This window comes from Mesorhizobium sp. M0189 (genome assembly GCF_040322135.1).
GTDB lineage: Bacteria > Pseudomonadota > Alphaproteobacteria > Rhizobiales > Rhizobiaceae > Mesorhizobium.
Genome location: NZ_JAMYSW010000003.1, coordinates 204,267 through 228,317, shown reverse-complemented (window position 1 = coordinate 228,317; position 24,051 = coordinate 204,267). Strand labels below are relative to the sequence as shown.

Annotated in this window: 22 protein-coding genes; 9 read left to right on the top strand and 13 right to left on the bottom strand. The window is 63.5% G+C overall.

The features are described from left to right. Positions 1 to 13: 13 nt before the first annotated feature. On the bottom strand, positions 14 to 1,423 hold the full coding sequence (gene uxaC, locus NKJ09_RS06805; protein ID WP_352762515.1) for a glucuronate isomerase: 1,410 nt from the start codon (positions 1,421 to 1,423) through the stop codon (positions 14 to 16). Between the two features lie 175 nt (positions 1,424 to 1,598). On the opposite strand from uxaC, the gene NKJ09_RS06800 reads away from it, so the two are divergent. Together NKJ09_RS06800 and uxuA are read left to right on the top strand one after the other, a co-directional pair. Next, a complete protein-coding gene (locus NKJ09_RS06800) occupies positions 1,599 to 3,101 on the top strand; it encodes a mannitol dehydrogenase family protein (protein WP_352494128.1) in 1,503 nt (500 codons plus the stop codon). After that, positions 3,098 to 4,276 carry a mannonate dehydratase gene (gene uxuA, locus NKJ09_RS06795; protein ID WP_352494127.1) on the top strand — a complete coding sequence of 393 codons (1,179 nt, stop codon included), beginning with the start codon at positions 3,098 to 3,100 and terminating at the stop codon, positions 4,274 to 4,276. Before NKJ09_RS06800 ends, uxuA begins: the two co-directional genes overlap by 4 nt. Position 4,277: 1 nt before the next feature. Here uxuA and lepB read toward each other — a convergent pair whose 3' ends face one another. The 7 genes from lepB to NKJ09_RS06760 form a co-directional block, all read right to left on the bottom strand. After that, on the bottom strand, positions 4,278 to 5,255 hold the full coding sequence (gene lepB, locus NKJ09_RS06790; protein ID WP_502895829.1) for a signal peptidase I: 978 nt from the start codon (positions 5,253 to 5,255) through the stop codon (positions 4,278 to 4,280). Between the two features lie 89 nt (positions 5,256 to 5,344). Beyond that, on the bottom strand, positions 5,345 to 5,752 hold the full coding sequence (locus NKJ09_RS06785) for a F0F1 ATP synthase subunit epsilon (RefSeq protein ID WP_023719703.1): 408 nt from the start codon (positions 5,750 to 5,752) through the stop codon (positions 5,345 to 5,347). Between the two features lie 102 nt (positions 5,753 to 5,854). After that, the gene (gene atpD / locus NKJ09_RS06780; RefSeq protein ID WP_352494126.1) at positions 5,855 to 7,420 is read right to left on the bottom strand and encodes a F0F1 ATP synthase subunit beta; all 1,566 of its coding nucleotides are present in this window, start codon (positions 7,418 to 7,420) and stop codon (positions 5,855 to 5,857) included. A gap of 67 nt (positions 7,421 to 7,487) precedes the next feature. Beyond that, on the bottom strand, positions 7,488 to 8,372 hold the full coding sequence (locus NKJ09_RS06775; protein WP_023719705.1) for a F0F1 ATP synthase subunit gamma: 885 nt from the start codon (positions 8,370 to 8,372) through the stop codon (positions 7,488 to 7,490). Positions 8,373 to 8,400: 28 nt separating this feature from the next. Further along, a complete protein-coding gene (gene atpA, locus NKJ09_RS06770; protein WP_023719706.1) occupies positions 8,401 to 9,930 on the bottom strand; it encodes a F0F1 ATP synthase subunit alpha in 1,530 nt (509 codons plus the stop codon). Then, positions 9,930 to 10,490 carry a F0F1 ATP synthase subunit delta gene (locus tag NKJ09_RS06765; protein ID WP_023719707.1) on the bottom strand — a complete coding sequence of 187 codons (561 nt, stop codon included), beginning with the start codon at positions 10,488 to 10,490 and terminating at the stop codon, positions 9,930 to 9,932. The genes atpA and NKJ09_RS06765 overlap by 1 nt, the downstream gene beginning before the upstream one ends. 246 nt (positions 10,491 to 10,736) lie before the next feature. Beyond that, positions 10,737 to 11,132, bottom strand: a complete 396-nt coding sequence (locus tag NKJ09_RS06760; RefSeq protein WP_023719708.1) for an AGROH133_08824 family phage infection protein — start codon at positions 11,130 to 11,132, stop codon at positions 10,737 to 10,739. Between the two features lie 215 nt (positions 11,133 to 11,347). Between NKJ09_RS06760 and NKJ09_RS06755 the strand changes: the two genes are divergently transcribed. Beyond that, complete coding sequence (locus NKJ09_RS06755) at positions 11,348 to 11,593, top strand: type II toxin-antitoxin system Phd/YefM family antitoxin (protein ID WP_023719709.1); 246 nt, start codon at positions 11,348 to 11,350, stop codon at positions 11,591 to 11,593. Further along, positions 11,590 to 12,045, top strand: coding sequence for a type II toxin-antitoxin system VapC family toxin (locus tag NKJ09_RS06750; RefSeq protein WP_023719710.1), 456 nt, complete (start codon positions 11,590 to 11,592; stop codon positions 12,043 to 12,045). The genes NKJ09_RS06755 and NKJ09_RS06750 overlap by 4 nt, the downstream gene beginning before the upstream one ends. Positions 12,046 to 12,053: 8 nt before the next feature. On the opposite strand, the gene NKJ09_RS06745 is transcribed toward NKJ09_RS06750, so the two are convergent. After that, positions 12,054 to 14,237, bottom strand: a complete 2,184-nt coding sequence (locus tag NKJ09_RS06745; RefSeq protein ID WP_352480965.1) for a primosomal protein N' — start codon at positions 14,235 to 14,237, stop codon at positions 12,054 to 12,056. Between the two features lie 90 nt (positions 14,238 to 14,327). Here NKJ09_RS06745 and fsa point away from each other — a divergent pair, with 90 nt between their 5' ends. Then, on the top strand, positions 14,328 to 14,981 hold the full coding sequence (gene fsa, locus NKJ09_RS06740) for a fructose-6-phosphate aldolase (protein WP_023719712.1): 654 nt from the start codon (positions 14,328 to 14,330) through the stop codon (positions 14,979 to 14,981). Positions 14,982 to 15,082: 101 nt separating this feature from the next. Here the strand turns inward: fsa and NKJ09_RS06735 are convergent, their stop codons facing one another. Both NKJ09_RS06735 and leuS read right to left on the bottom strand, forming a co-directional pair. Then, a complete protein-coding gene (locus NKJ09_RS06735; RefSeq protein ID WP_023719713.1) occupies positions 15,083 to 15,664 on the bottom strand; it encodes an LPS assembly lipoprotein LptE in 582 nt (193 codons plus the stop codon). Continuing rightward, positions 15,651 to 18,275 (bottom strand): leucine--tRNA ligase, encoded by a 2,625-nt coding sequence (gene leuS / locus NKJ09_RS06730; protein ID WP_352494123.1) that lies wholly within the window; start codon positions 18,273 to 18,275, stop codon positions 15,651 to 15,653. Before leuS ends, NKJ09_RS06735 begins: the two co-directional genes overlap by 14 nt. 146 nt (positions 18,276 to 18,421) lie before the next feature. Between leuS and NKJ09_RS06725 the strand changes: the two genes are divergently transcribed. Both NKJ09_RS06725 and NKJ09_RS06720 read left to right on the top strand, forming a co-directional pair. After that, complete coding sequence (locus NKJ09_RS06725; RefSeq protein WP_023719715.1) at positions 18,422 to 19,084, top strand: YggS family pyridoxal phosphate-dependent enzyme; 663 nt, start codon at positions 18,422 to 18,424, stop codon at positions 19,082 to 19,084. Positions 19,085 to 19,191: 107 nt separating this feature from the next. Continuing rightward, positions 19,192 to 20,241: an aldo/keto reductase gene (locus NKJ09_RS06720; RefSeq protein WP_352515617.1), complete on the top strand. Its 1,050-nt coding sequence runs from the start codon at positions 19,192 to 19,194 to the stop codon at positions 20,239 to 20,241. 67 nt (positions 20,242 to 20,308) lie between these two features. Here NKJ09_RS06720 and NKJ09_RS06715 read toward each other — a convergent pair whose 3' ends face one another. Beyond that, complete coding sequence (locus NKJ09_RS06715; protein ID WP_023719717.1) at positions 20,309 to 21,217, bottom strand: LysR family transcriptional regulator; 909 nt, start codon at positions 21,215 to 21,217, stop codon at positions 20,309 to 20,311. A 136-nt stretch (positions 21,218 to 21,353) separates the two neighbouring features. Between NKJ09_RS06715 and NKJ09_RS06710 the strand changes: the two genes are divergently transcribed. Both NKJ09_RS06710 and NKJ09_RS06705 read left to right on the top strand, forming a co-directional pair. Continuing rightward, positions 21,354 to 22,532: an MFS transporter gene (locus NKJ09_RS06710; RefSeq protein WP_352494121.1), complete on the top strand. Its 1,179-nt coding sequence runs from the start codon at positions 21,354 to 21,356 to the stop codon at positions 22,530 to 22,532. 37 nt (positions 22,533 to 22,569) lie between these two features. Beyond that, positions 22,570 to 23,604 (top strand): aldo/keto reductase, encoded by a 1,035-nt coding sequence (locus tag NKJ09_RS06705; protein ID WP_023719719.1) that lies wholly within the window; start codon positions 22,570 to 22,572, stop codon positions 23,602 to 23,604. 46 nt (positions 23,605 to 23,650) lie between these two features. Here the strand turns inward: NKJ09_RS06705 and NKJ09_RS06700 are convergent, their stop codons facing one another. Further along, the gene (locus NKJ09_RS06700; RefSeq protein WP_023719720.1) at positions 23,651 to 23,923 is read right to left on the bottom strand and encodes an usg protein; all 273 of its coding nucleotides are present in this window, start codon (positions 23,921 to 23,923) and stop codon (positions 23,651 to 23,653) included. Between the last annotated feature and the right edge of the window lie 128 nt (positions 23,924 to 24,051).

The following is a 24,051-nucleotide window of genomic DNA, read 5'->3' as shown; positions in this document are numbered from 1 at the left end:
GCGGCAAGCGCCGTTAGAGCCGGTACGCCTTTTTCGCGAGCGTATAGGCAAGTTCCTGCGCCACCTCGTGCGCCTCGTCCTCGCCGAGCCGATGCTCGGCGACGAGACGCGCCAGATATGCGCAATCGACCCGGCGCGCCACATCATGGCGGGCCGGTATGGATGGAAAGGCGCGGGTGTCGTCGTTGAAACCGACGGTGTTGTAGAAACCGGCCGTTTCGGTGGTCATCTCACGGAACCGGCGCATGCCTTCGGGGCTGTCGTGGAACCACCAGGCCGGCCCGAGCTTCAATGCCGGGTAGACACCGGCGAGCGGCGCCAGCTCGCGCGCATAGCTGGTCTCGTCGAGGGTGAACAGGATGATGGTGAGATCGCGCTCCAGCCCGACACAGTCGAGCAGCGGCTTCAACGCCGTCACATAATCGGTTCGAGTCGGGATATCGAAGCCTTTGTCCCTGCCGAACTTCTGAAAGACAGCCGGCGAATGATTGCGCCAGGAGCCGGGATGGATTTGCAGGACCAGCCCGTCGTCACGGCTCATCTTGGCCATCTCGGTCAGCATCTGGGCGCGAAACAGCTTTCGCTCGCGCTCGTCGTTCGAGCCCCGGCGGATGCGGTTGAACAGCTCCTCGGCGGCGGCATCCGAGAGATTGGCGGTTTCGGCCGTCGGATGGCCGTGATCGGAGGAAGTCGCGCCAAAGCTCTTGAAGAAGGCGCGCCGCTGGCGATGCGCATCGAGATAGCCGGCCCAATTGCCGGTGTCGCAGCCGGTGATCTCGCCAAGCCGGTCGAGATTGGCCGAAAAGCCTTCGAAGTCGGGATCGACGATCGCATCCGGCCGATAGGCGGTGACGACGCGGCCCTCCCAGCCGCTGTCGCGGATCATCTGGTGCCATCTGAGATCGTCGAGCGCGCCTTCGGTCGTCGCGATGACCTCAATGTTGAAGCGCTCGAACAGCGCTCGCGGGCGAAAATTCTCCCACTGCAGCAGCGTCGCGATCGTGTCGTAGTGGCGGTCGGCCGTCTTGGCATTCAGCGGCTCGTCGATACCAAACAGATGGGCGAGCACATGGTCGAACCACAGCCGGGTCGGCGTGCCGCGGAAGAGGTAATAATGCTCGGCGAAGCGCCGCCAGATCGTTCTGCCGTCGGTTTCCACCGGCGAACCGTCACGCGTCGGCACGCCAAGCTCCTCAAGCCGAACACCCTGGCTGAACAGCATGCGGAAAATGTAGTGGTCCGGCACGATCAGCAACTGCGCCGGATCGGGAAACGCCTCGTTGAGCGCATACCAGCGCGGATCGGTGTGGCCGTGCGGGCTGACGATCGGCAGGTCCTTGACCGCGGCGTAGAGATCGCGGGCCAGCGAAAGCGGGCGCGCCTCGGCGGCAAACAGCAAATCTGGATCCGTCAATGCGGCCACGTAAATCCTCCCAATCCGGACATCGGTAGGGTTGGAAAGAAATAATGTCAACATACAAAAAATGGGTTGTTGTATGATGACTTTTCGTCGGCCATTGCCCATTGTGCGTGACGGCAACGGGTGTTACGCCGCCTGCCAACAGTGACCCAGCAACCTCGATCAGACACGCCGCGCAATGACCAATAGACGCCTTTCCAACAGCACGCTGAAGGCACTGCCGGCTTCGGTCGCGGTTCCCCGCTACGACCGCGGCGCTATTGCGCCAGGCATCGTCCATCTCGGCGTCGGCGCGTTCCACCGCGCCCACCAGGCGGCCTATGTCGACGACTGTCTGGCGGCTGGAGAGACAGGCTGGGGCATTGTCGGCGTGTCCTTGCGCAGTCCAGGCACGCGCGACGCACTGGCGCCGCAGGATGGCCTCTACACACTGGCGATCAGGAGCAGCGTCGAAGAAGAGCTGCGCGTCGTCGGTTCGATCCTGTCGCTGCTGCTGGCGCCGGAAGATCCGGCTGCGGTGTTCGCCGCTCTGACCGATCCGCTCACCCGTATCGTCACGCTGACGATCACCGAAAAGGCCTATCTGAGGGCAGCCGGCGGCGGACTGGACAATACCCACCCCGACATCGTCCATGATCTGGCTAACCCGCAAATGCCACGAACGGCGCATGGTTTCCTGACGGAGGCGCTGTCGCGCCGCCGTGCCACCGGCATCCAGCCTTTCACCGTGCTCTGCTGCGACAACCTTCCGGCCAATGGCGCCACGCTGCACCGCCTGCTGGTCGAATTCGCCGCACTGCGCGATTCCAGGCTCGCCACTTCAGGCGATGCCAGGCTCGCCGCACACATCGCCGACGGCGTCGCCTTTCCGTCGAGCATGGTCGACCGCATCGTGCCGGCGACCACGGATGCCGACCGGGCGCGTATCGCCGTAGAGCTCGGCGTCGAGGATGCCTGGCCGGTGATGACCGAGCCGTTCTGCCAATGGGTGGTCGAGGACGACTTTCCGGCCGGCAGGCCGGCCTGGGAAAAGTTCGGCGTCACTATGGTCGGCGACGTCGGGCCGTTCGAGGACATGAAGCTGCGGCTGCTCAACGGCTCGCATTCGGCAATCGCCTATCTCGGCCTGCTCAGCGGCTACGACACGGTCGACCGCGCCTTTGCCGATCCGGCGATCCGGCAATTCGTCGACGGACTGTGGGCCGAGGCGATCCCGACGCTGCCGCAGGACGCCGGGCTCGATACGGCCGGCTACACGGCCCAGCTCGCCGAACGTTACTCGAACACGGCGCTGGCCCATCGCACGGCGCAGATCGCCAATGACGGCAGCCAGAAACTGCCACAGCGCATCGTCGCCTCGGCCGTCGAGCGGCTGAGTGCCGGTGATCCCCCAGCCCATCTGATGCTGGTGGTGGCCGCCTGGATCGCCGCTTGCGAGGCGCGCGGCAAGACCTTGCCCGAAGCCCATTTCACCGACCCGATCGACACTCGGCTTACGGCGCTCGGCAGCCGGCCGGCTGATGAAGCTGTGACAGCGATGTTCGATCTCGCCGGCTTCGCCAGGGACCATTCCCAGCGCATGACACTGATTGATCTGACGACAGCCCATCTCGAGCGCCTGCGGCGGGGCGGGCCTGCCGCTGCCTTGGCGGCGCTTGGCATAGGGAGTGAGAAGCCATGAGACAGACTTGGCGCTGGTTCGGGCCCGACGACCCGGTGACGCTTGCCCATGTCCGTCAGGCCGGCGCCGTCGGCATCGTCAGCGCGCTGCATCACCTCAATGACGGCCGCGCCTGGCCGGCGGACGAGATCGCCAGGCGCAAGGCAGAGATCGAGGCAGCAGGCCTGACCTGGGACGTGGTCGAGAGCATCGTCGTCCACGAGGACATCAAGACCCGCAGTGGCGACTGGCGCACCCTGATCGACAATTATAAGGCCTCGATCCGCGCCGTCGCTGCCGCCGGCATCAACACCATCTGCTATAATTTCATGGCGATCACCGACTGGACGCGCACCGACCTCGACTATCCGATGCCGCATGGCGGCACGGCGCTGCGCTTCGATGTCGTCGAGCTCTGCGCCTATGACGTCTTCATCCTCGAGCGAAAACGGGCGGAGGCCGATCACCCGCCGGCCCGTGTCGAGGCGGCGCGTGTGCGGCTGCAAGGCATGAGCGAAAGCGACAAGGCGAGACTGGAGCTCAACCTGATCGGCTGGGTGCCGGCGCGCGAATTCATCTTCGATCGAGCGAGCTTCCGCCGCGCCCTCGACCTCTACAAGGACGTCTCTACCGAAGGACTGCGCGAAAACCTGTTTGCCTTCCTGCGCGAGATCGTGCCGGTTGCCGAAGAGGCCGGCGTCAGGATGGCGATCCACCCCGACGATCCGCCTTTTTCGTTGTTCGGCCTGCCGCGCATCGTTTCCAAGGCAGCCGATGCCCGCGCGCTGCTCGACGCCGTCGCTTCGCCGGCTAACGGACTGACACTGTGTACCGGCTCCTACGGCGCGAGCGCGCAGAACGATCTGCCGGCAATGGCGAAGGCTTTCGCCGAGAACATCCATTTCGCCCATCTGCGCAATGTCACCAAGGAGCCCGACGGCTCCTTCCACGAAGCCGAGCACCTCGACGGCGACACCGACATGGTGGCGGTCGTGTCGGCGCTGATTGGCGAGGAGCGGCGGCGCAAGGCGGCAGGCAGGGCGGACTGGCAGATTCCGATGCGTCCGGACCATGGCCATGCCATTGTCGACGACATCGGCAAGAAGGTGAACCCCGGCTATTCCTGCATCGGCCGCCTGAAGGGCCTCGCCGAACTGCGCGGCGTCATGCGCGCCGTGGAAGCGCTGACGGTGTGAGCTATTTGCCTGACGGATCCAATACTTGCCGGGAAGAATAGTCGACGCCTTTAGAATTCCAGAACAGCCGCACGGCCTTGCCGACCAGATTTTCACTGGGAATAAACCCGACGCTGAATCGGCTGTCGGAGGAATTGTCCCGATTGTCGCCAAGTGCAAAATAGTGGCCTGCGGGCACGATCCACGAGTTCGTGTTGTCCCCGATGGATGAATCTGTCAGGTTGAGAACGGTGTAGGACACGCCCTCTGGCAAAGTTTCACGTTGAAGTTTGACTGGATCGGGGAACTCTTCGGACGAAAAAGAGCCGATATCCTCGAGCCCCACCGCTACCTCGTTGATGTAAAGCATCCCGTCGATGATCTGGATCTTTTCGCCCGGAAAGCCGACGATCCGCTGGATGTAGTTCACGCTCGGATCGGGCGGGAACTTGAATGCCACCACATCTCCCCTTTTGGGTTCCGCGCCCAATAGGCGCCCGTCAAATGAGAGCACGTTGAAGGGCACGCTGTAGCGACTGTAGCCGTATGCGGATTTGGACACGAAGAGATAGTCGCCCTCCCGCAACGTCGGCGTCATGCTGCCAGACGAGATCGAAAACGATTGGAACACCAACGAGCGGATTACAAACGCAGCCACGATGGAGGCGTAAAACGCCAACACGAACACCGACACCCCTTGCGCATACCATTTGTCCGGCTTGAACCGATGCGCAAAGGGAACAACGAGCGTCGCCCACAGGATCATCAAGCCGATACCTGAAAAGTTGCCCGCCGCCGCAAGATCCATGCCCGGCACCACCGGAATTCCGATGTAGCAAAGCGCGATGCTGACAGCACTGATCACAAACAGGCTTATAACAGCCAGTTTGCCAGCGCCAATCCATAGAAATCCGCCAAACGGGCCGCCAAGGGCCGACACCAGGGCCGTCGACCATCTGGATCGCGAGACTGTTTCTTGTTGCACTGTTTGTTCTGTCATCGGCCCCCCACGCCAAGGCAGCCTGACTGTTCACCAAATAAAAAAGCGAGGCAAGCCTCGCTTTCTCGACGCCGAACTGATCCTTCGCGTTAAGCCGGCAGGATGGCGCCTTCAAGCGTGGTGAGCTGGTTAAGGAACTGCTCGGCCTTGCTGCGGGTCTGGTCGTCCTTGGCGTCGGCGGCGTCTTCCCTCGCCTCCTGGATGCGGCGGGCAAGCTCGGCGCGGTCGATGTCGCCGACGGCCACAGCCGATTCCGCCAGCAGCGTGCAGCCGGCCGGAACGATGTCGGCAAAGCCGCCGAACACCACGTAGCGTTCTTCCTTGCCGGAAGCGGTCTTCAACGTGACGACGCCCGGCTTGATCGTGGTCATGACCGGTGCGTGATGCGCCATCACGGTCATTTCGCCCTCGGCGCCTGGGATGACGACGGATTCGACCTGCTCGGAAACCAAGAGGCGCTCCGGCGAGACCAGTTCGAACTTGAAAGCTTCAGGCATGATCAATTTAGCGAATAGGGAATAGTGAGTAGCGAGTAGTGAAGAAACTCGTCCGGCTCATAGACCCCTATTCGCTACTCCCTATTCGCTATTCGCTTTGGCTTACGCCGCTTCAGCCGCCAGGCGCTGTGCCTTCTCGACCGCTTCCTCGATGCCGCCGACCATGTAGAAGGCGGCCTCCGGCAGGTGGTCATAATCGCCGTTGCAAAGGCCCTTGAAGCCCTTGATGGTGTCGGCGAGGTCGACCAACTTGCCCGGCGCGCCGGTGAACACTTCGGCGACGAAGAAGGGCTGCGACAGGAAGCGCTCGATCTTGCGGGCGCGGGCAACCGTCTGCTTGTCCTCTTCCGACAGCTCGTCCATGCCCAGGATGGCGATGATGTCCTGCAGCGACTTGTAACGCTGAAGGATCGACTGCACCTGGCGCGCGACCTGGTAGTGCTCCTCGCCGACAACCATCGGGTCGAGCATGCGCGAAGTCGAATCGAGCGGATCGACCGCCGGATAGATGCCCTTTTCCGAAATCGCGCGGTTGAGCACGGTCGTCGCGTCGAGGTGGGCGAATGAAGTCGCCGGTGCCGGGTCGGTCAAATCGTCGGCCGGCACATAGATCGCCTGCACCGAGGTGATCGAACCCTTGGTCGTCGTGGTGATACGCTCCTGCAGCGCGCCCATGTCGGTGGCCAGCGTCGGCTGGTAGCCCACGGCCGAAGGAATGCGGCCGAGCAGCGCCGACACTTCCGAGCCCGCCTGCGTGAAGCGGAAGATGTTGTCGACGAAGAACAGCACGTCCTGGCCCTGGTCGCGGAAGTATTCGGCAACCGTCAGGCCGGTCAGGCCTACGCGCGCGCGCGCGCCCGGCGGCTCGTTCATCTGGCCATAGACGAGCGCGGCCTTGGAGCCTTCGCCGCCGCCCTTCTTGTTGACGCCGGACTCGATGAACTCGTGATAGAGGTCGTTGCCTTCGCGGGTGCGCTCGCCGACGCCGGCGAACACCGAGAAGCCGCCATGCGCCTTGGCGACGTTGTTGATCAGTTCCTGGATCAGCACCGTCTTGCCGACGCCGGCGCCGCCGAACAGGCCGATCTTGCCGCCGCGGGCATAGGGGGCCAGCAGGTCGAGCACCTTGATGCCGGTGACCAGGATCTGCGCTTCCGTCGACTGCTCGACATAGGTCGGCGCCGGCTGGTGGATCGAGCGCATCTCGATGCCGTCGACCGGGCCTGCCTCGTCGACCGGCTCGCCGATGACGTTGATGATGCGACCGAGCATGCCAGGGCCGACCGGCACGGTGATCGGCGCGCCGGTGTCATAGACGTCCTGGCCGCGAACCAGACCTTCGGTGGAGTCCATGGCGATGCAGCGTACGGTGTTTTCGCCGAGATGCTGGGCCACTTCGAGCACCAGGCGATTGCCGACATTGATCGTCTCAATCGCGTTCAGGATCGCCGGCAGATGTTCGCCGAACTGCACGTCGACAACAGCGCCGATGACCTGGCGAACCTTGCCCGCCAAGCCGGTTTTCTTGATGGTAGCGGCCGGCGTATTCACGGCGGCGGCCTTGGTTGCTGCCGCCTTCTTGGCCGGAGCGGCCTTTGCTGCCGCCGGAGCCTTTGCTGGTGCCGCGGCCTTAGGGGCTGCCGTCTTCGGGGTCGCTGCTTTCGCCATCGTCTTTACCCTTTTCGTCTCTTTGTTTCTCACACGCTTGAGGTCGATGACCTCCTTGGGAGCGTGCCTAGAGCGCCTCGGCGCCCGAAATGATTTCGATCAATTCCTTGGTGATCTGCGCCTGCCGCTGGCGGTTGTAGGTGATCGACAATTTGTTGATCATGTCGCCGGCATTGCGCGTCGCATTGTCCATGGCGCTCATCTTGGCGCCCATCTCGCCGGCCGCATTCTCGAGCAGCGCGCGGAAGACCTGCACGGAGATGTTGCGCGGGATGAGATCGGAGAGGATTTCGCCCGGCTCCGGCTCGTATTCGTAGACAGCGCTGCCACCATCCTTCGCTTCAGCAGCATCCGAAACCACGCCCGCCGGGATAATTTGCTGCGCTGTCGGGATCTGGCTGATCACCGACTTGAACTGCGAATAGAACAGCGTGCAGATGTCGAAGCCGCCTTCGTTGAACAGGTGGATCACCTTCTTGGCGATGGCATCGGCATTGACGAAGCCCAGCGTCTTGACCTCGCGCAGATCGACACGCTCGATGATCAGCGCCCCGTAGTCGCGGCGCAATATGTCGAACCCCTTCTTGCCGACGCAGATGATCTTGACCTGCTTGCCGTCGGCCAGAAGCTTGCGGATGTGGTCACGGGCAAAGCGGGCGATCTGCGAATTGAAGCCACCGCACAGGCCGCGTTCGGCCGTGCAGACGACAAGCAGATGCACGTCGTCCTTGCCGGTGCCGGTCATCAGCGCCGGGGCATCGCCGCCGCCGCCGATCGCCTGGGTGATGTTGGCCAGCACCGCGCCCATGCGCTCCGAATAGGGACGCGCCGCTTCAGCCGCTTCCTGCGCGCGGCGCAGCTTCGCCGCGGCGACCATCTGCATCGCCTTGGTGATCTTCTGCGTCGCCTTGACCGAGGCGATACGGTTACGAAGGTCTTTTAACGAAGGCATGCTTCAAACCTGATCCCGTCCGGCCCACTCAAGCAAAGGTCTTGGCGAAGGCGTCGATCTCTGCCTTCAGCCTGGCGCGCAGATCGTCGGACAGCGCCTTCTCCTTGCGGATGCCGTCGAGCACGTCCTTGCCGGCCGAGCGCATGTGCGACAACAGCCCCTGCTCGAACTTGCCGACCTGGTTGATCGCCAGCTTGTCGAGATAGCCGTTGACGCCGGCGAAGATCACCGCGACCTGCTCCTCGACCTTGAGCGGCGAGAATTGCGGCTGCTTCAAAAGCTCGGTCAGGCGCGAGCCGCGATTGAGCAGGCGCTGCGTGGCGGCGTCGAGATCGGAGCCGAACTGCGCGAAAGCAGCCATTTCGCGGTACTGCGCGAGCTCGCCCTTGATCGACCCGGCAACCTGCTTCATCGCCTTGATCTGCGCCGAAGAGCCGACGCGCGACACCGACAGACCGACATTGACCGCAGGACGGACGCCCTGGAAGAACAGATTGGTTTCCAGGAAGATCTGGCCGTCGGTGATCGAGATGACGTTGGTCGGGATATAGGCCGACACGTCGTTGGCCTGCGTCTCGATGATCGGCAGCGCCGTCAGCGACCCGCCGCCATTGTCGTCGTTGAGCTTGGCGGCGCGCTCGAGCAGGCGCGAGTGCAGGTAGAAAACGTCGCCCGGATAGGCCTCGCGGCCCGGAGGACGGCGCAGCAGCAGCGACATCTGGCGATAGGCGACGGCCTGCTTCGACAGATCGTCATAGCTGATCAGCGCGTGCATGCCGTTGTCGCGGAAATATTCGCCCATGGTGCAGGCGGTGAACGGCGCCAGGAACTGCATCGGCGCCGGATCGGACGCGGTCGCAGCGATGATGATCGAATAGTCGAGCGCGCCGCGCTCTTCCAGCACCTTGACGAACTGCGCCACGGTCGAGCGCTTCTGGCCGACGGCGACATAGACGCAGTACAGCTTTTCCTTCTCCGGGCCGTTGTCGTGCACCGATTTCTGGTTGAGCATGGTGTCGAGGATGATCGCGGTCTTGCCGGTCTGGCGGTCGCCGATGACCAGCTCGCGCTGGCCGCGGCCGACCGGGATCAGCGCGTCGATGGCCTTGAGGCCGGTCGACATCGGCTCGTTCACCGATTTGCGCGGGATGATGCCGGGCGCCTTGACGTCGACGCGCTTGCGTTCGGTGGCCTGGATCGGGCCCTTGCCGTCGATCGGGTTGCCGAGCGCATCGACGACGCGGCCGAGCAGGCCCATGCCGACAGGCGCGTCGACGATGGCGCCGGTGCGCTTGACGGTATCGCCTTCCTTGATGTCACGGTCGGCGCCGAAGATAACGACGCCGACATTGTCGGCTTCGAGGTTGAGCGCCATGCCGCGGATGCCGCCGGGGAACTCGACCATCTCGCCGGCCTGGACATTGTCGAGGCCATAGACGCGGGCGATGCCGTCACCGACGGACAGCACCTGGCCGACTTCGGAGACCTCGGCCTCCTTGCCGAAATTCTTGATCTGGTCTTTCAGAATTGCGGAAATTTCCGCGGCGCGGATGTCCATCAGCCGACCTCTTTCAGTGCAAGCTTGAGCGAATTGAGTTTGGTTTTGAGCGACGTATCGATCTGGCGCGAGCCGATCCTGACCACCAGCCCGCCGAGCAGCGACGGATCGACGGTGACGGTGATCGCCACATCCTTGCCGGCGACGCTTTTCAGCGCCGCTTTCAGCTCGGTTTCCTGGGCAGGCGTCAGCGCATGCGCCGAGGTGACCTCGGCGGCGGTCTCGCCGCGGTGTTCGGCGGCGATCTGGCGGAACGCCTTGATCATTCCTGGCACGGCGAAAAGCCGGCGGTTCTGGGCAACGACGCGCAGGAAATTGCCAGTGAGGCCCGTGATCCCCGCTCTGTCGGCGATCGCGGCGATCGCCTTGGCCTGATCTTCGCTGGAGAAAACCGGGCTCCTGATCAGCCGCGAAAGGTCAGCGCTGCCTTCGAGCATCGCTTCGAAACTGTTGAGGTCGGTCTCGACGCTGGCCACCGAATTGGCCTGCAGCGCGAGTTCGAACAGCGAACCCGCATAGCGTTCTGCGACACCTGAGATTGGCGATGACGATTGGGCCACGGACCGTCTTTTCTCTTGTCTGACAGGCCGCAGATTGTTGGCGCGAGCAAAAACTCTGGCTAAATCTTTGACCTTACTGCATTTTTCCAAGCACGGAGGCGCGGCTTCCGCTATCCCCGGTCGAAAGTCGATTGCCGTCTAGCACAGGCATTTTCAGACCGCAATGCGTCGTCCGGCATGGTTTTCAGGCACTATTGTCGCATCCGCTCGCCGAGTTCAGCAACCAACCCCGGATTGCTCTGTGATTCAGGGCAAAAAGCCGAAGGCGAACGCGAGCGGCAGCGCCGCCAGCACCAGCTCGACGACGATGGATGCCCAGTTGAACGGCGTATTGGCGCCGTCCGACATCATCGACAGCAGCCGGCCGAAGGCGGTGAATAGCCAGGAGAAGCCGAGCGCCATGTAGAGCAGCGGCTGCGCCAAGAGGATGCAGCACAGGCTGACGCCGAGATAGAAGCCCGACATCCGGCCGCGCCCCTCGGCGATCGCCGCTGCCTTCTCCGGTCTGACCTGCAGCCGCAGGATGCGGAACGCCAGCTGTGGAGCCAGGAATAGCAACAGGCCGAGCAATAGAGTCGCGACCGCGCTCGACCATGCCAGCCACTCGCCCTGGCTCATCGGCCATGGAAACGCAAATTCCATCCTTGTCCCCTCGTAAATGGATATTCAAAATTTCGGGCATTCTAGCGAAGCAACTGACATGCGCCAGATGGGCCGTCGGCAATTTGCAGGGCGCGTCAGCTCAACGCGAGCGCGACCGTTGTCTCGACCGGGCTAACAGGACGTTAAACAATGGGCTGTTTTTTTCTGCACAATTCCTATATTGTGACTACATGAGACCACAAGGGGTTCCGCGCATGAAGACGATGCAACTGCGAGAGGCAAAGGCCAGCCTTTCCGCGCTCGTGGAGGCCGCTGAGAACGGTGAGCCCACGGTTATCACCAAGCACGGCAAGCCCGCAGTCATGGTGGTGCCAATCGGTGAGGGACGGAAACTTTATCCGCAGAACAGCCAAAAAGACTTCGTGGATTTCCTGCTTCGGTATCCAGGCGGCATCGAGCTTGAGCGAAACGAATCGCCGTCGCGGGAAGTGGAGTTTTGACCGGCTATCTGCTTGATACGTCTTTTCTCTCGGCATTTGCACCTGGTCGGCCTCTGCTTCCGTCACACGTGCAGAACTGGGTTGCTGTACAAGGAGAACGCGGCTCTTGGCAGCTCTCGTCGATCGTCATCTTGGAGGTGGAACGAGGAATCGCGAAACTGAAGCGGGCGGGCGGGCATATGAAGGCGGAGCGCATCAATGAGTGGTTCGAAAGGTTGCTTCTAGAGTTCAACCAGCGCATCCTTCCCATCGATTTAGCAATCGCGCGAGAAGCCGGAAAACTGGAAGACGCCACTATCGCCAGAGGCGCCAATCCGGGACTGGCGGACATTCTGATCGCAGCTACCGCCCGTTTGCACGGCCTGTCAGTTTTGACGGCCAACACCCGGCATTTTGCGATTCTCGACGTGCCTTACCTGAACCCATTCACCGAACGCGTCTCGAAAGGGTAATCGACACCTTACAAAAAGCTTTGCGGGTCGATATCGACCTGGACCCGCACCGAGGCCCTTATCTTCGGTCCCTCGGCCAGCATAGTGCGGATGAACCCTTGCATGTCGGCGCGCCGCTCGCCCTGGATCAGTAGGCGAAAGCGATGGCGGCCGCCGATCAATGACAGCGGCGCCTCGGCCGGACCGAGGACGAACAGGTCGATGGCTTGCGGCGCGGCACGGCGCAGGCCGCGGGCGTGCCCTTCGGCTTCCGCCCGAGTCGCCGCGCTGACGATGACGCCGGCGAGCCGGCCGAAGGGCGGCAGCCCCGCCCGCTCGCGTTCGGCGATCTCGCGCTCGTAGAAGGCCTCGGCATCGCCGGAGACGATCGCCCGCATCACCGGGTGGTCGGGTTGGAAAGTCTGCAGCAGGCCAAGGCTCTTCTTGCCGGTGCGGCCGGCGCGGCCGGTCACCTGGCTGAGCAGTTGGAAGGTGCGCTCGGCGGCGCGTGGGTCGCCATTGGCCAGGCCGAGATCGGCATCGACGACACCGACGAGCGTCATGTTGGGGAAATTGTGGCCCTTGGCGACGAGTTGCGTGCCGATGACGATGTCGGCCTCGCCATTGGCTATGGCTTCGAGCTCGAGCCGCAGCCGCCGCACGCCGCCCATCAGGTCGGACGACAGTACGATGGTGCGGGCATCAGGGAAATGCGCGACGACCTCCTCGGCGATGCGCTCTACGCCCGGCCCGCAGGCGACCAGATGATCGAGCGTGCCACATTCCGGGCAGGCCTCGGGCCGGCGTTCATTGTGCCCGCAATGGTGGCAGACGAGCTGACCGCGAAAGCGGTGCTCGACCAGCCAGGCCGAGCAGACCGGACAGCCGAAGCGGTGGCCACAGACCCGGCAGAGCGTCAGCGGCGCATAGCCGCGCCGGTTGAGAAACAGCAGCGACTGTTCCTTTCTTTCCAGCGTCTGCCGTATATGGCCGAGCAGTACAGGCGACAGGAAGCCGCCGCGTGCAGGCGGCGCACGGCGCATGTCGATCGTCTTGAGATCGGGAAGTGCCGCCTCGGCAAAGCGCGCCGAAAGCACCGCCCTGCTGTAGCGGCCCTGGCTGGCATTGACCCGGCTTTCGACCGACGGTGTCGCCGAGGCGAGCACGACCGGAAACCCGCCGATATGGCCGCGCACCACGGCCATGTCGCGCGCGTTGTAAAAGACGCGATCCTCCTGCTTGTAGGCGGGGTCGTGCTCTTCGTCGACGACGATCAGCCCAAGCTCCCTGAACGGCAGGAACAGCGCCGAGCGCGCGCCTGCGACCACCCGCACGCCGCCTTCCGCCACCTGCCGCCAGACCTTTTCGCGCATTCTTGGCGGCAGGTCCGAGTGCCACTCAGCCGGCTTGGCGCCGAACCGCTCCTGAAAGCGCTCGAGGAAGGCGTGGGTCAGCGCGATTTCCGGCAGCAGGATCAACACTTGCGTGCCGCGATCGAGCGCGGCCGCAACCGCCTCGAAATAGACCTCCGTCTTGCCGGATCCGGTTACACCGTCGAGCAGGGTGACGCCGAATATGCCGGCCGCGACATTGGCGCGCAGCATCTCGGCGGCATCGCTCTGGTCGGGCATCAGTGCCGGCACGGCGTAGCCGGGATCGGGTGCTGCGACCACCGGCCGCGGCGGGATCATCACCGTCTCGAATACCCCCTGCGCCCTCAGCCCGTCCACCACCGTCGACGACACGCCTGCCGCATGCGCCAGGCCCGACCGCGTCCAGGCGAGCCCACCTTCGGCCGTTTCCAGCACGCGCGTCCTCGCCTCCGTCATCCGGTCGGGCTTGGCGAAGGTGCGCTGCAGCCCTTCGATCCACGGCTCCGGATCGAACGCCTCCGGCGCCCTGAGCAGCATGCGCGCCACCATGCCGGGCGGCGACAGCGTGTACTGCGCCACCCAATCGACAAAACGCCGCATCGCGCGGTCGATCGGCGGGCAGTCGAAAACCTGCTCGATCGGCCGCAATTTCTTCGCGTCGACCTTTTCGACGGCGCCGTCCCAGACGATGCCGGCGACCTGGCGGGGCCCAAGCGGAACGCGCACGATCGAGCCCGGCACCACGCGCATGCCAGCCGGCACAGCATAGGTGTAGGGGCGCTCAGCAGGCATTGGGACCAGCACCGGTGCGGCCGCGACAAAGGGCGAATCTTCGATCATGAGGCGTGACCTTGCCCCGACTTTGGTCTAGATCAAAGTCCGACCCCGAATGTGCATGACCTGCACATGAAAAATCTTCAGGAGACCGCCATGAAATTTTTTGTCGACACCGCCGATGTCAAGGAAATCCGTGAGCTGAACGATTTGGGGCTGCTCGACGGCGTAACCACCAATCCGTCGCTGATCCTGAAATCGGGCGGCAAGATCGCCGACGTCACCAGAGAGATCTGCGAGATCGTCAAGGGACCGGTCTCAGCCGAAGTCGTTGCCACCGAGTACAAGGATATGATGGCGGAGGCCAAGATCCTGGCCAGGATCGCCGACAATGTCTGCATCAAGGTGCCGCTGACGCTCGACGGCCTGAGAGCCTGCAAGGACATCCGGTCGGACGGCCGCATGGTCAACGTCACGCTGTGCTTCTCGGCCACCCAGGCGCTGCTCGCCGCCAAGGCCGGCGCCTCCTTCATCTCGCCCTTCGTCGGCCGCATCGACGACAGCGGTTGGGACGGCATGGAACTGATTGCCGATATCCGCACCATCTACGACAATTATGATTTCCAGACCGAAATTCTGACCGCTTCTGTGCGCACGGTGAACCATGTCAAACAGGCGGCGCTGATCGGCGCCGACGTCATCACCGCCCCGCCGGCGACGCTCAAGGCGCTGGTCAAGCACCCGCTGACCGACAAGGGCCTGGAGCAGTTTCTCGCCGACTGGGCAAAGACCGGCCAGAAGATCGGCTGAAGCGAAATGTCCTACGTCGAACAAAAAAGGCCGAGCAATCGGCCTTTTGCTGACAGCGCAATCCGCCACAGACGGAGCGCTTCAATCCAGGATGGAAAGACCTAGCTTGCCGCCGGCTTGCCGTGCTTGATCAGATCTTGGGCGATCGACAGCCGCAGCACATCCGCCAGTTCGCGCGCCGCGCGGTTCTCGGCGTCGATCTGCGCCCGATACGACGCGAATTCCTGGCGCGGCCTATCGTATGAGGACGGGATAGAGCGCTTGCCCCTCGCTATGACCGTGCCGGTCTTGGCATCGCTCAGCACATAGTTGGCGGTCAGCGTCACTGTGCCGGCGGTCGGCTCGTCCTCGTCGGTCGTGACCTGCTCGATTGCCGCCGATTCGACGAGTTCGGAGACGCCGAGATCAAGCGAATAGACCGGCGAAGCAGGCTCGCCGGCGCCCTGGCCGAGCGCGAAGATCAGATTGTTGCGGACCTGCTGGGCGTAGCGGGTCTTGACCGGCTTGACCGAGATCGATGCCAGTTCGGCAGCAGCGCCGACCTGAGAGCCGGCGATCAGCGGCGCGCTTGAATAGAGCGGCCGCACCGTGCAGGCGGAAACCAGCGCCACCGAAGCGAGCAGCCCGTAGAGCATGATACGGCGCGGCGTCAGCTCCGCTTTTTTCGGATCAGGCAACAACATTGACGATCCTCTGCGGCACGATTATCACCTTGCGCGGCGCCTTACCTTCGAGCGCTTTCTGCACGAAGTCGAGAGCCAGAACCGCTTTTTCGACCGCACCTTGGTCCGCGTCGCGGGCAATTGTCAAATCGCCGCGCTTCTTGCCGTTGACCTGGACCGGCAGCACGATCTCGGCGTCGACGACAAGCGAGGGATCGTAGTCCGGCCAGGGCCGTTCGGCGACAAGGTCGGTGCCGCCGAGCGTCTGCCAGCACTCCTCGGCCAGATGCGGCATGACCGGCGCGATCAGGTGCACCAGGATCTCGACGGCTTCACGGCAGGCCGCTTGGAGCGCCGGACCGGCCTTGCCTTCGGCTGCCTCGTTGAGCGGTACGGTCAAGGCATTGGCGAGCTCATAGATACGGGCGATGGCACGGTTGAAGGCGAGCTTTTCAATATCCTCGCCGACAGACTTGAGGATCTTGTGCGCGGCCTTGGACACTGTTCCGGCCTCGCCGTCCTTCGCCGCCTCTGGCCGAACTCCGGCGAGCGAATCGGCAGCCGTCAACACCAGCCGCCAGATGCGCTGGATGAAGCGATGCGCGCCGGCCGCACCCTCGTCGGTCCATTCGACATCGCGTTCGGGCGGCGAGTCCGACAGCATGAACCAGCGCGCCGTATCGGCGCCGTAGCCGTCGGTGATCTCTTCGGGGCTAACGGTATTCTTCTTCGACTTCGACATTTTTTCGAGCGGACCGATCACCGCCTCTTCGCCAGTGGCGATTTCGAAGGCGCGGCGCTTGCCGTCGGCGTCCTCCAGCCTGACCTCGCTCGGCGCAAGCCAGCGGCCGTTCGAGGCGCCGCCAACCCGATAGGTCTCGTGCACCACCATGCCTTGCGTGAACAGGCCCCTGAACGGCTCGGCGAGATCGACATGGCCGGTCTCGCGCATGGCGCGGGTGAAGAAGCGCGAATAGAGCAGGTGCAAAATGGCGTGCTCGATGCCGCCAATATACTGGTCGACCGGCAGCCATTCAGTCGCGGCCTTGGGATCGGTCGGATCGTTGGCCCAGGGCGCGGTGAAGCGCGCGAAATACCACGACGAATCGACGAACGTGTCCATCGTGTCGGTTTCGCGCCGCGCATCCTTGCCGCAACGCGGGCATTTGACGTGCCGCCATGTCGAATGACGGTCGAGCGGATTGCCCGGCCGGTCGAACTCGATATCGTCAGGCAGCCTGACCGGCAGGTCGGCTTTCGGCACCGGCACAACGCCGCAATCCTCGCAATGGATCATCGGGATCGGGCAGCCCCAATAGCGCTGGCGCGAAATGCCCCAGTCGCGCAGGCGGAAATTCACCTTGCGCTCGGCCATCGGCCGGTTGCCGATGGTCTTCTGTTCGATCAGCTTCGCCACCTCGTCGAATGCCTGATCCGGCTTCATGCCGTCGAGGAAGCGCGAATTGATCATCACGCCGTCGCCGACATAGGCCTCGTCGATGATCTGGAAGCTTCCTTGATTCTCGCCTTCCGGCATCACCACTGGAATGACCGGCAGGCCGTATTTGTTGGCGAAGTCGAGGTCGCGCTGGTCACCGGACGGGCAGCCGAAAACGGCGCCGGTGCCGTAGTCCATCAGCACGAAATTGGCGACATAGACGGGCAGCGTCCACTTCTCGTCGAACGGATGGACGACGCGGATGCCGGTATCGAAGCCCTTCTTCTCGGCCGTCTCCAGGGCCGCCACCGACGTGCCCATGTGGCGGACCTCGTCGATGAACTTTGCCAGCGCCGGATTGTCTTCGGCCGCCTTTTTGGCCAGCGGATGGTCGGCCGCAATCGCCATGAAGGAGGCGCCGAAGATGGTGTCGGGCCTTGTCGTATAGACTTCGAGCTCATGCTCGCCGGCGACTGGCTTGGCCAGCGGCCAGCGGATCAGCAGGCCTTCAGAACGGCCGATCCAGTTCGCCTGCATCAGCTTCACTTTTTCCGGCCAGTCGTCGAGCTGGTCGAGCGAATCCAGCAGATCCTGCGCATAGTCGGTGATCTTGAAGAACCATTGCGTCAGCTCGCGCTGTTCCACCAGCGCGCCCGAGCGCCAGCCGCGCCCGTCGATGACCTGCTCGTTGGCAAGCACCGTCATGTCCTCCGGATCCCAGTTGACCTTGGAGGATTTGCGCGTCACCAGGCCCTTCTCGACGAAATCGAGGAACAGCATCTGCTGGCGGTGGTAATAATCGACATCGCAGGTAGCGAACTCGCGTGCCCAATCGAGCGACAGGCCCATGACCTTGAGTTGCTCGCGCATGGCAGCGATGTTCTGATAGGTCCAGTCCTTGGGATGGACCTTGTTCTGCATTGCTGCGTTTTCGGCTGGCATGCCAAAGGCGTCCCAGCCCATCGGGTGCAGCACGTTGAAACCCTTGGCCCGCTTGTAGCGCGCCACCACGTCGCCCATCGTATAGTTGCGGGTATGGCCGATATGGATGCGCCCCGATGGATAGGGGAACATCTCCAGCACGTAGTATTTCGGGCGCGGGTCATCGTTGTCGGCTTCGAACAGCTTCTTGGCGTCCCAGGCCTTCTGCCATTTGAGCTCTGACGCGCGCGGATTGTATCGTTCGGTTGCCATCGGGTGTTTTTCACTTAAAAGCATGCGCGAGCCGCCGGACAATGCCCGGGCGGCTCAGGAAATGTCGTCGCGGTGTTCACCATGGATTACCGGACCCGTCAACTGCGGCGATCCGGCGAAAAGCCAAACACAGGCAGGATATAGGCATGGCGAGCGCCGTCGAACAGCTTTTCACCGTCAAGGCAAGGATCGCCACTGCCGAGCGCGAGGCCGGACGCGAGGCCGGGGCGGTGACGCTGGTTGCGGTCTCGAAAACCTTCGATGCCACCGATATCCGGCCGGTTATCGAGGCCGGCCAGCGCGTCTTCGGCGAGAACCGCGTCCAGGAGGCGCAAGCCAAGTGGCCGGCGCTGAAGGAAGCTTTCCCCGACATCGAGCTGCACCTGATCGGGCCGTTGCAATCGAACAAGGCAAAGGAAGCGGTGGCGCTGTTCGACGTCATCGAAACCGTCGACCGTGAAAAGATCGCCGCCGAACTCGGCAAGGAAATCGCCAGGCAGGGCAGGACGCCAAGGCTCTACGTCCAGGTCAACACCGGCTCGGAGCCGCAAAAGGCCGGCATCGAGCCGCGCGAGGCCGTCGCCTTCGTGGCCCGCTGCCGCTCGGTTCACGCCCTCGCCATCGAAGGGCTGATGTGCATTCCGCCGGCGGACGAGAACCCCGGTCCGCATTTCGCGCTGCTAGAAAAGCTTGGGCTTGAGGCCGGCGTTGACAAGCTCTCTATGGGCATGTCCGGCGACTACGAAACGGCGATCGCCTTCGGCGCGACAAGTGTCAGGGTTGGATCGGCGATTTTCGGCGCCAGATGAGGCGCAGCCGGCCTTAGGCCACAGGCTGACGCTGACTATGCCAGCAATAGAAACGGAACGTTTCGTTCCTATATGGTTCGAGTTATCCCAAAGCCTCTGGAGCCACCATGCGTTACAATCAACTTGGAAATACGGGGATGTTCGTCTCCGAACTTTGCCTCGGTACGATGACATTCGGCGCCGCCGGCGAGAATGCCCAATGGGGCCTGATCGCCAGCCTCGACCAGGATGGCGTCGACGAGATCGTCGCCCGCTCGCTCGCCGCCGGCGTCAATTTCTTCGACACGGCGGATGTCTATTCCTTCGGCGCCTCGGAACGGCTTCTCGGCCAGTCGCTGAGAAATCTCGGCGTCAATCGGCAGGACGTGATCATCGCCACCAAGGTTCACGGCGCCATGGGCGGCGGCCCGAACCAGCGCGGTTCTTCGCGCGGCCATATCATGGATTCGGTCGAAGGTAGCCTCGAACGGCTGCAGCTGGACCATATCGATCTCTATCAGCTGCACGGCACCGACACGGTCACGCCGATAGACGAAACGCTGCGGGCGCTCGACGACCTGGTTGCCGCTGGCAAGGTCCGCTATGTCGGCGTCTCGAACTGGCAGGCCTGGCGCATCGCCAAGGCGTTGGGTATTGCCGAGCGCAAGGGCTTTGCCCGTTTCGAAACCGTCCAATCGTATTACTCGATCGCTGGCCGCGATCTCGAGCGCGAGATCGTGCCGCTGCTCAACGAGGAGAAGCTCGGGCTGATGGTCTGGTCACCGATGGCGGGCGGCCTGCTCTCGGGCAAGTACGGACCCGGTGCCCCCGGCAATGGCGAAGGTCGCCGCGCCAGCTTCAATTTCCCGCCGGTCAATGAGGACCGTGCCTGGGCAGCGGTCGCCGTCATGCGCGAGATCGCCGCCAAGCACGGCGTCAGCGTCGCCACGGTGGCGCTCGGCTTTGTCCTGGCCAAACCGTTCGTGATGAGCGTCATCATCGGCGCCAGCCGCATGGACCAGTTGGAACAGAACCTTGCGGCAACCGAGTTGAAGCTCGATGCCGACGATCTTGCTCGTCTCGACGAAGTCAGCGCGCTGCCGCCCGAATATCCGGGCTGGATGCTCGAACGCCAGGCGGCGGGCCGCAGGCCGGCGCCGTTCACGCCAAAGAAGTAGTTCCTTGTCGACGTGACATTTCGGCAGCCAAATTCGGGAGCCAAGTGGCTCCCGAATGCCTTCCGCTTCAGCCCAGCCGCGCGGTTTCGGCCAGGAAATCTAAAATGGCCCGTACCCGCGCCGGCAAATGCTTGCCTTGGCCGACATAAACCGCATGGGTCAGTTCCTCGTCGCCGGGGTTGAACTCTTCCAGCAGCGGCAGCAGCCGGCCGGCGGCAATGTCGGCCTCCACGTGCCAGCGTGCCAGCCGGGCGATGCCCGCCCCTGAGAGCGCCATCAACCGCATCGCCTCGCCGTCGCTGACCAGCGTGTTTCCAACGATCGATATGGTGATCGGCTTGCCGGCCGCGTCGACAAAAGGCCAGCCCTCGACGTGGCGCACGAAGCAGAAGCCCATCCGGTTGTGACGATCGAGATCGGCGGGCGTCTTGGGTGTGCCACGCGCTTCGAGATACGATGGCGCGGCAACGACGACCACTCGGCTCTGCCCGAGCTTGCGCGCCACTAGCCGTGATTCGCCGAGCGGGCCGGCACGTATGGCGACGTCGGCGCGCTCCTCCATCAGGTCGATAACACTGTCGGTCAACACCAGATCGACCGAGATTTCGGGGTATCGTTCTAGAAAACGCGGCAAAAGCGGGATCAGCCGGTGCTGCCCGAAAGGCACGTAGCTATTGATCCGCAGCCGGCCACGCGGCGCGGCGCCCGCCGCTGCCTCGCGCTCGGCTACCGCCATGTCGGCCAGGATGCGCACGCCGCTGTCGAAGAAGGCCGCCCCTTCCGGTGTCAGTCGCAGCTTGCGCGTCGAGCGGATGACCAGCCGGGCGCCAAGACGCCCCTCCAGCCGCGCGATCAGCTTGCTAACCGCCGACGGGCTCATGCGCAGCGCACGTGCAGCGGCCGAAAAGCTGCCGGCCTCGACGACGCGGACGAACACTTCGATCTCGCCGGAGCGGTTGATGTCGGGCCTGGCCATTGGTGAATCTATTTCACAGGCAATGTGCCCTAGGCAAGGCTGGTTCACAGTTCGGTGCATCACGATCTTTCGGGCCGGGCGTGAGAGGACACGGCGCCCGTCGTCGAAACTGGCCGTCATCGAAGTGGGAACCGCCATGCCTCTTGCTCTCTACGCTCTTGCCGCCGGCGCCTTCGGTATTGGCGTCACCGAATTCGTCATCATGGGCCTGCTGCTCGACGTCAGCACCGATCTCGGCGTCTCGATCTCAGCTGCCGGCCAACTGATTTCCGGCTATGCGCTGGGCGTCGTCATCGGCGCGCCGCTGCTGACGATCGCCACCGGCCGGTGGCCGCGCAAGACCGTGCTTCTGGCGCTGATGGCAATCTTCACGCTAGGCAACCTCGCGTGCGCGCTGGCCCCAGACTACTGGACGCTGATGGGTGCGCGCGTGCTCACCGCCTTCGCCCACGGCACCTTCTTCGGCGTCGGCTCGGTCGTGGCGACCGAGCTGGTGGCGCCCAACAAGAAGGCATCGGCGATCGCCCTGATGTTCACCGGCCTGACCATCGCCAACATCCTCGGCGTCCCCTTCGGAACATGGCTCGGCCAGGCCTTCGGCTGGCGCGCGACCTTCTGGGCGGTGACCCTGGTCGGCATGGTCGCTTTCGCCATCATCCTGCTGCTGGTGCCGCGCAGCCAGACAGCGCCTGAGCAAAGCAATTTGCGCGCCGATCTCGCCGTGCTCGGCCGCACGCCCGTCCTGCTTGGCTTTGCCACCACCGTGCTCGGCTATGCCGGCGTCTTCGCCGTCTTCACCTACATCGCCCCGTTGCTGACCGAGATCACCGGTTTTGAGGAAGCAGCGGTGTCGCCGATCCTGCTGGTCTTCGGCGGCGGCCTCATCGCCGGCAACCTCGCTGGCGGCAAGTTCGCCGACCGCTGGCTGGTGCCTTCCGTTCTCGGCAGTCTCGTCGTGCTGGCGCTGGTGCTCGGCACCATGACCTTCGCCCTGCACAGCCAGGTTATGGCCGTCATCTATGTCGGCCTGCTCGGCGCCGCCGCCTTCGCCACCGTGGCGCCGCTGCAGATGTGGGTACTGGAAAAGGCACAAGGCGCCGGCCAGAGCCTCGCCTCGTCCTTCAACATCGCCGCCTTCAATCTCGGCAATGCGGCCGGCGCCTGGCTCGGCGGCGTGGTCATCGCCCATGGCCCCGGCCTCGGCGCCGTCACCTGGGTCGCGGCCCTGCTGCCGCTCTCGGCGCTTTCCGTGGCAGCGCTGGCGCTACGCCTCGATCGCCCAACGCTCGGTGAACCGGCACCCGCCCGCTCGTAGCAACTCGAAGAACCCTTGTACACCATAGGAGAAACAGATGGATTATCGAAATCTTGGCGCATCGGGCCTGAAAGTCCCGGCGCTCTCGTTCGGCGCTGGAACCTTCGGCGGGTCAGGGCCGCTGTTCGGCGCCTGGGGCAACAGCGATGCGACGGAAGCCCGGCGGCTGGTCGACATCTGCCTGGAGGCGGGCGTCAACCTGTTCGACACCGCCGACGTCTATTCGAATGGCGCTTCCGAACAGGTGCTCGGCGAAGCGATGAAGGGCCGCCGCGATGCCGTGCTGATCTCGACAAAGACCTCGCTGCCGATGGGCGACGGTCCCAACGACGCCGGCTCGTCCCGCTCGCGCCTCATCAAGGCCGTCGAGGACGCACTGAGGCGTCTTGGCACCGACTACATCGACCTGCTGCAGCTGCACGCGTTCGACGCCGCAACACCGATCGAGGAGGTGCTATCGACGCTGGATAGGCTCGTGCGCGCCGGAAAGCTGCGTTATGTCGGCGTTTCCAATTTTTCCGGCTGGCAAGTGATGAAGTCGCTCGGCCTGGCGGACAGATACGGCTATCCCCGATACGTCGCCCACCAGGTCTATTACTCGCTGGTCGGGCGCGATTATGAATGGGAGTTGATGCCGCTCGGCCTCGACCAGGGCGTCGGTGCGCTGGTGTGGAGCCCGCTCGGCTGGGGCCGCCTGACCGGCAAGATCCGCCGTGGCCAGAAGCTGCCCGAGAAAAGCCGGCTGCACGACACGGCAAGCTTCGGACCGCCCGTCGACGACGAGCATCTCTATCGGGTCGTCGACGCGCTTGATGTTGTCGCCGAGGAAACCGGGAAGACCATACCGCAGATCGCCATCAATTGGCTGCTGCAGCGGCCGACCGTCGCCTCCGTCATCATCGGCGCGCGCAACGAGGAGCAGTTGCGCCAGAATCTCGGCGCCGTCGGATGGTCACTGACCCCGGATCAGATGAAAATCTTGGACACGGCAAGCGAGGTCACCGCACCCTACCCGTATTTTCCCTATCGCCGGCAGGAGGGTTTTGCCCGGCTGAACCCGCCCGCCGTCTGACGCTCCAAAAGCTGGGCGGCGGCTCCCAGGCTGCCGCCCGCGTGCTTTAATGCAGCACGAACTCGCCGTCGACCTTGCGCCATTCGTTCGGCGCGATCAGCTTCTGGTGCGTGTAGCTGACTGAATGCAGCGGGCCTTCGAGCTTGGCCTGCCAGAACTCGATGAAGCGGATAAGCACCGGAAATTTCGGGGCGATGTCGTAATCCTGCCAGATGAAGCTCTGCAGCAGATGCGGATGATCGGGAAAGTGATAAAGAATCTTGGCCGTGGTCAAGCCATAGCCCTTGAGCATCAGGTCCATTTCGGAATGGTCGCGCATTGCGGTCCCCTGGTTGATTCTCTTTCCTCCCAGCCTGAAATTGTGCACCCCATTTGCTTAATCGTCTATTGATATTTCTGCGGTCGAGCCAGATTTCTGCCGCAAAAACATGCGGTTAGCAGCCGTCT

Bases quoted from the DNA above. Each gene is read 5' to 3' on its own strand.
- NKJ09_RS06760 (WP_023719708.1), bottom strand. From the start codon at position 11,132: ATGGAATTTGCGTTTCCATGGCCGATGAGCCAGGGCGAGTGGCTGGCA.
- NKJ09_RS06720 (WP_352515617.1), top strand. From the start codon at position 19,192: ATGCGTTACAATCAACTTGGAAATACGGGGATGTTCGTCTCCGAACTT.
- atpD (WP_352494126.1), bottom strand. From the start codon at position 7,420: ATGGCGAAAGCAGCGACCCCGAAGACGGCAGCCCCTAAGGCCGCGGCA.
- leuS (WP_352494123.1), bottom strand. From the start codon at position 18,275: ATGGCAACCGAACGATACAATCCGCGCGCGTCAGAGCTCAAATGGCAG.
- NKJ09_RS06775 (WP_023719705.1), bottom strand. From the start codon at position 8,372: ATGCCTTCGTTAAAAGACCTTCGTAACCGTATCGCCTCGGTCAAGGCG.
- NKJ09_RS06755 (WP_023719709.1), top strand. From the start codon at position 11,348: ATGAAGACGATGCAACTGCGAGAGGCAAAGGCCAGCCTTTCCGCGCTC.
- NKJ09_RS06800 (WP_352494128.1), top strand. From the start codon at position 1,599: ATGACCAATAGACGCCTTTCCAACAGCACGCTGAAGGCACTGCCGGCT.
- NKJ09_RS06715 (WP_023719717.1), bottom strand. From the start codon at position 21,217: ATGGCCAGGCCCGACATCAACCGCTCCGGCGAGATCGAAGTGTTCGTC.
- NKJ09_RS06700 (WP_023719720.1), bottom strand. From the start codon at position 23,923: ATGCGCGACCATTCCGAAATGGACCTGATGCTCAAGGGCTATGGCTTG.
- lepB (WP_502895829.1), bottom strand. From the start codon at position 5,255: ATGACAGAACAAACAGTGCAACAAGAAACAGTCTCGCGATCCAGATGG.
- NKJ09_RS06785 (WP_023719703.1), bottom strand. From the start codon at position 5,752: ATGCCTGAAGCTTTCAAGTTCGAACTGGTCTCGCCGGAGCGCCTCTTG.
- uxuA (WP_352494127.1), top strand. From the start codon at position 3,098: ATGAGACAGACTTGGCGCTGGTTCGGGCCCGACGACCCGGTGACGCTT.
- atpA (WP_023719706.1), bottom strand. From the start codon at position 9,930: ATGGACATCCGCGCCGCGGAAATTTCCGCAATTCTGAAAGACCAGATC.
- NKJ09_RS06735 (WP_023719713.1), bottom strand. From the start codon at position 15,664: ATGTTGTTGCCTGATCCGAAAAAAGCGGAGCTGACGCCGCGCCGTATC.
- fsa (WP_023719712.1), top strand. From the start codon at position 14,328: ATGAAATTTTTTGTCGACACCGCCGATGTCAAGGAAATCCGTGAGCTG.
- NKJ09_RS06725 (WP_023719715.1), top strand. From the start codon at position 18,422: ATGGCGAGCGCCGTCGAACAGCTTTTCACCGTCAAGGCAAGGATCGCC.
- NKJ09_RS06745 (WP_352480965.1), bottom strand. From the start codon at position 14,237: ATGATCGAAGATTCGCCCTTTGTCGCGGCCGCACCGGTGCTGGTCCCA.
- NKJ09_RS06705 (WP_023719719.1), top strand. From the start codon at position 22,570: ATGGATTATCGAAATCTTGGCGCATCGGGCCTGAAAGTCCCGGCGCTC.
- NKJ09_RS06710 (WP_352494121.1), top strand. From the start codon at position 21,354: ATGCCTCTTGCTCTCTACGCTCTTGCCGCCGGCGCCTTCGGTATTGGC.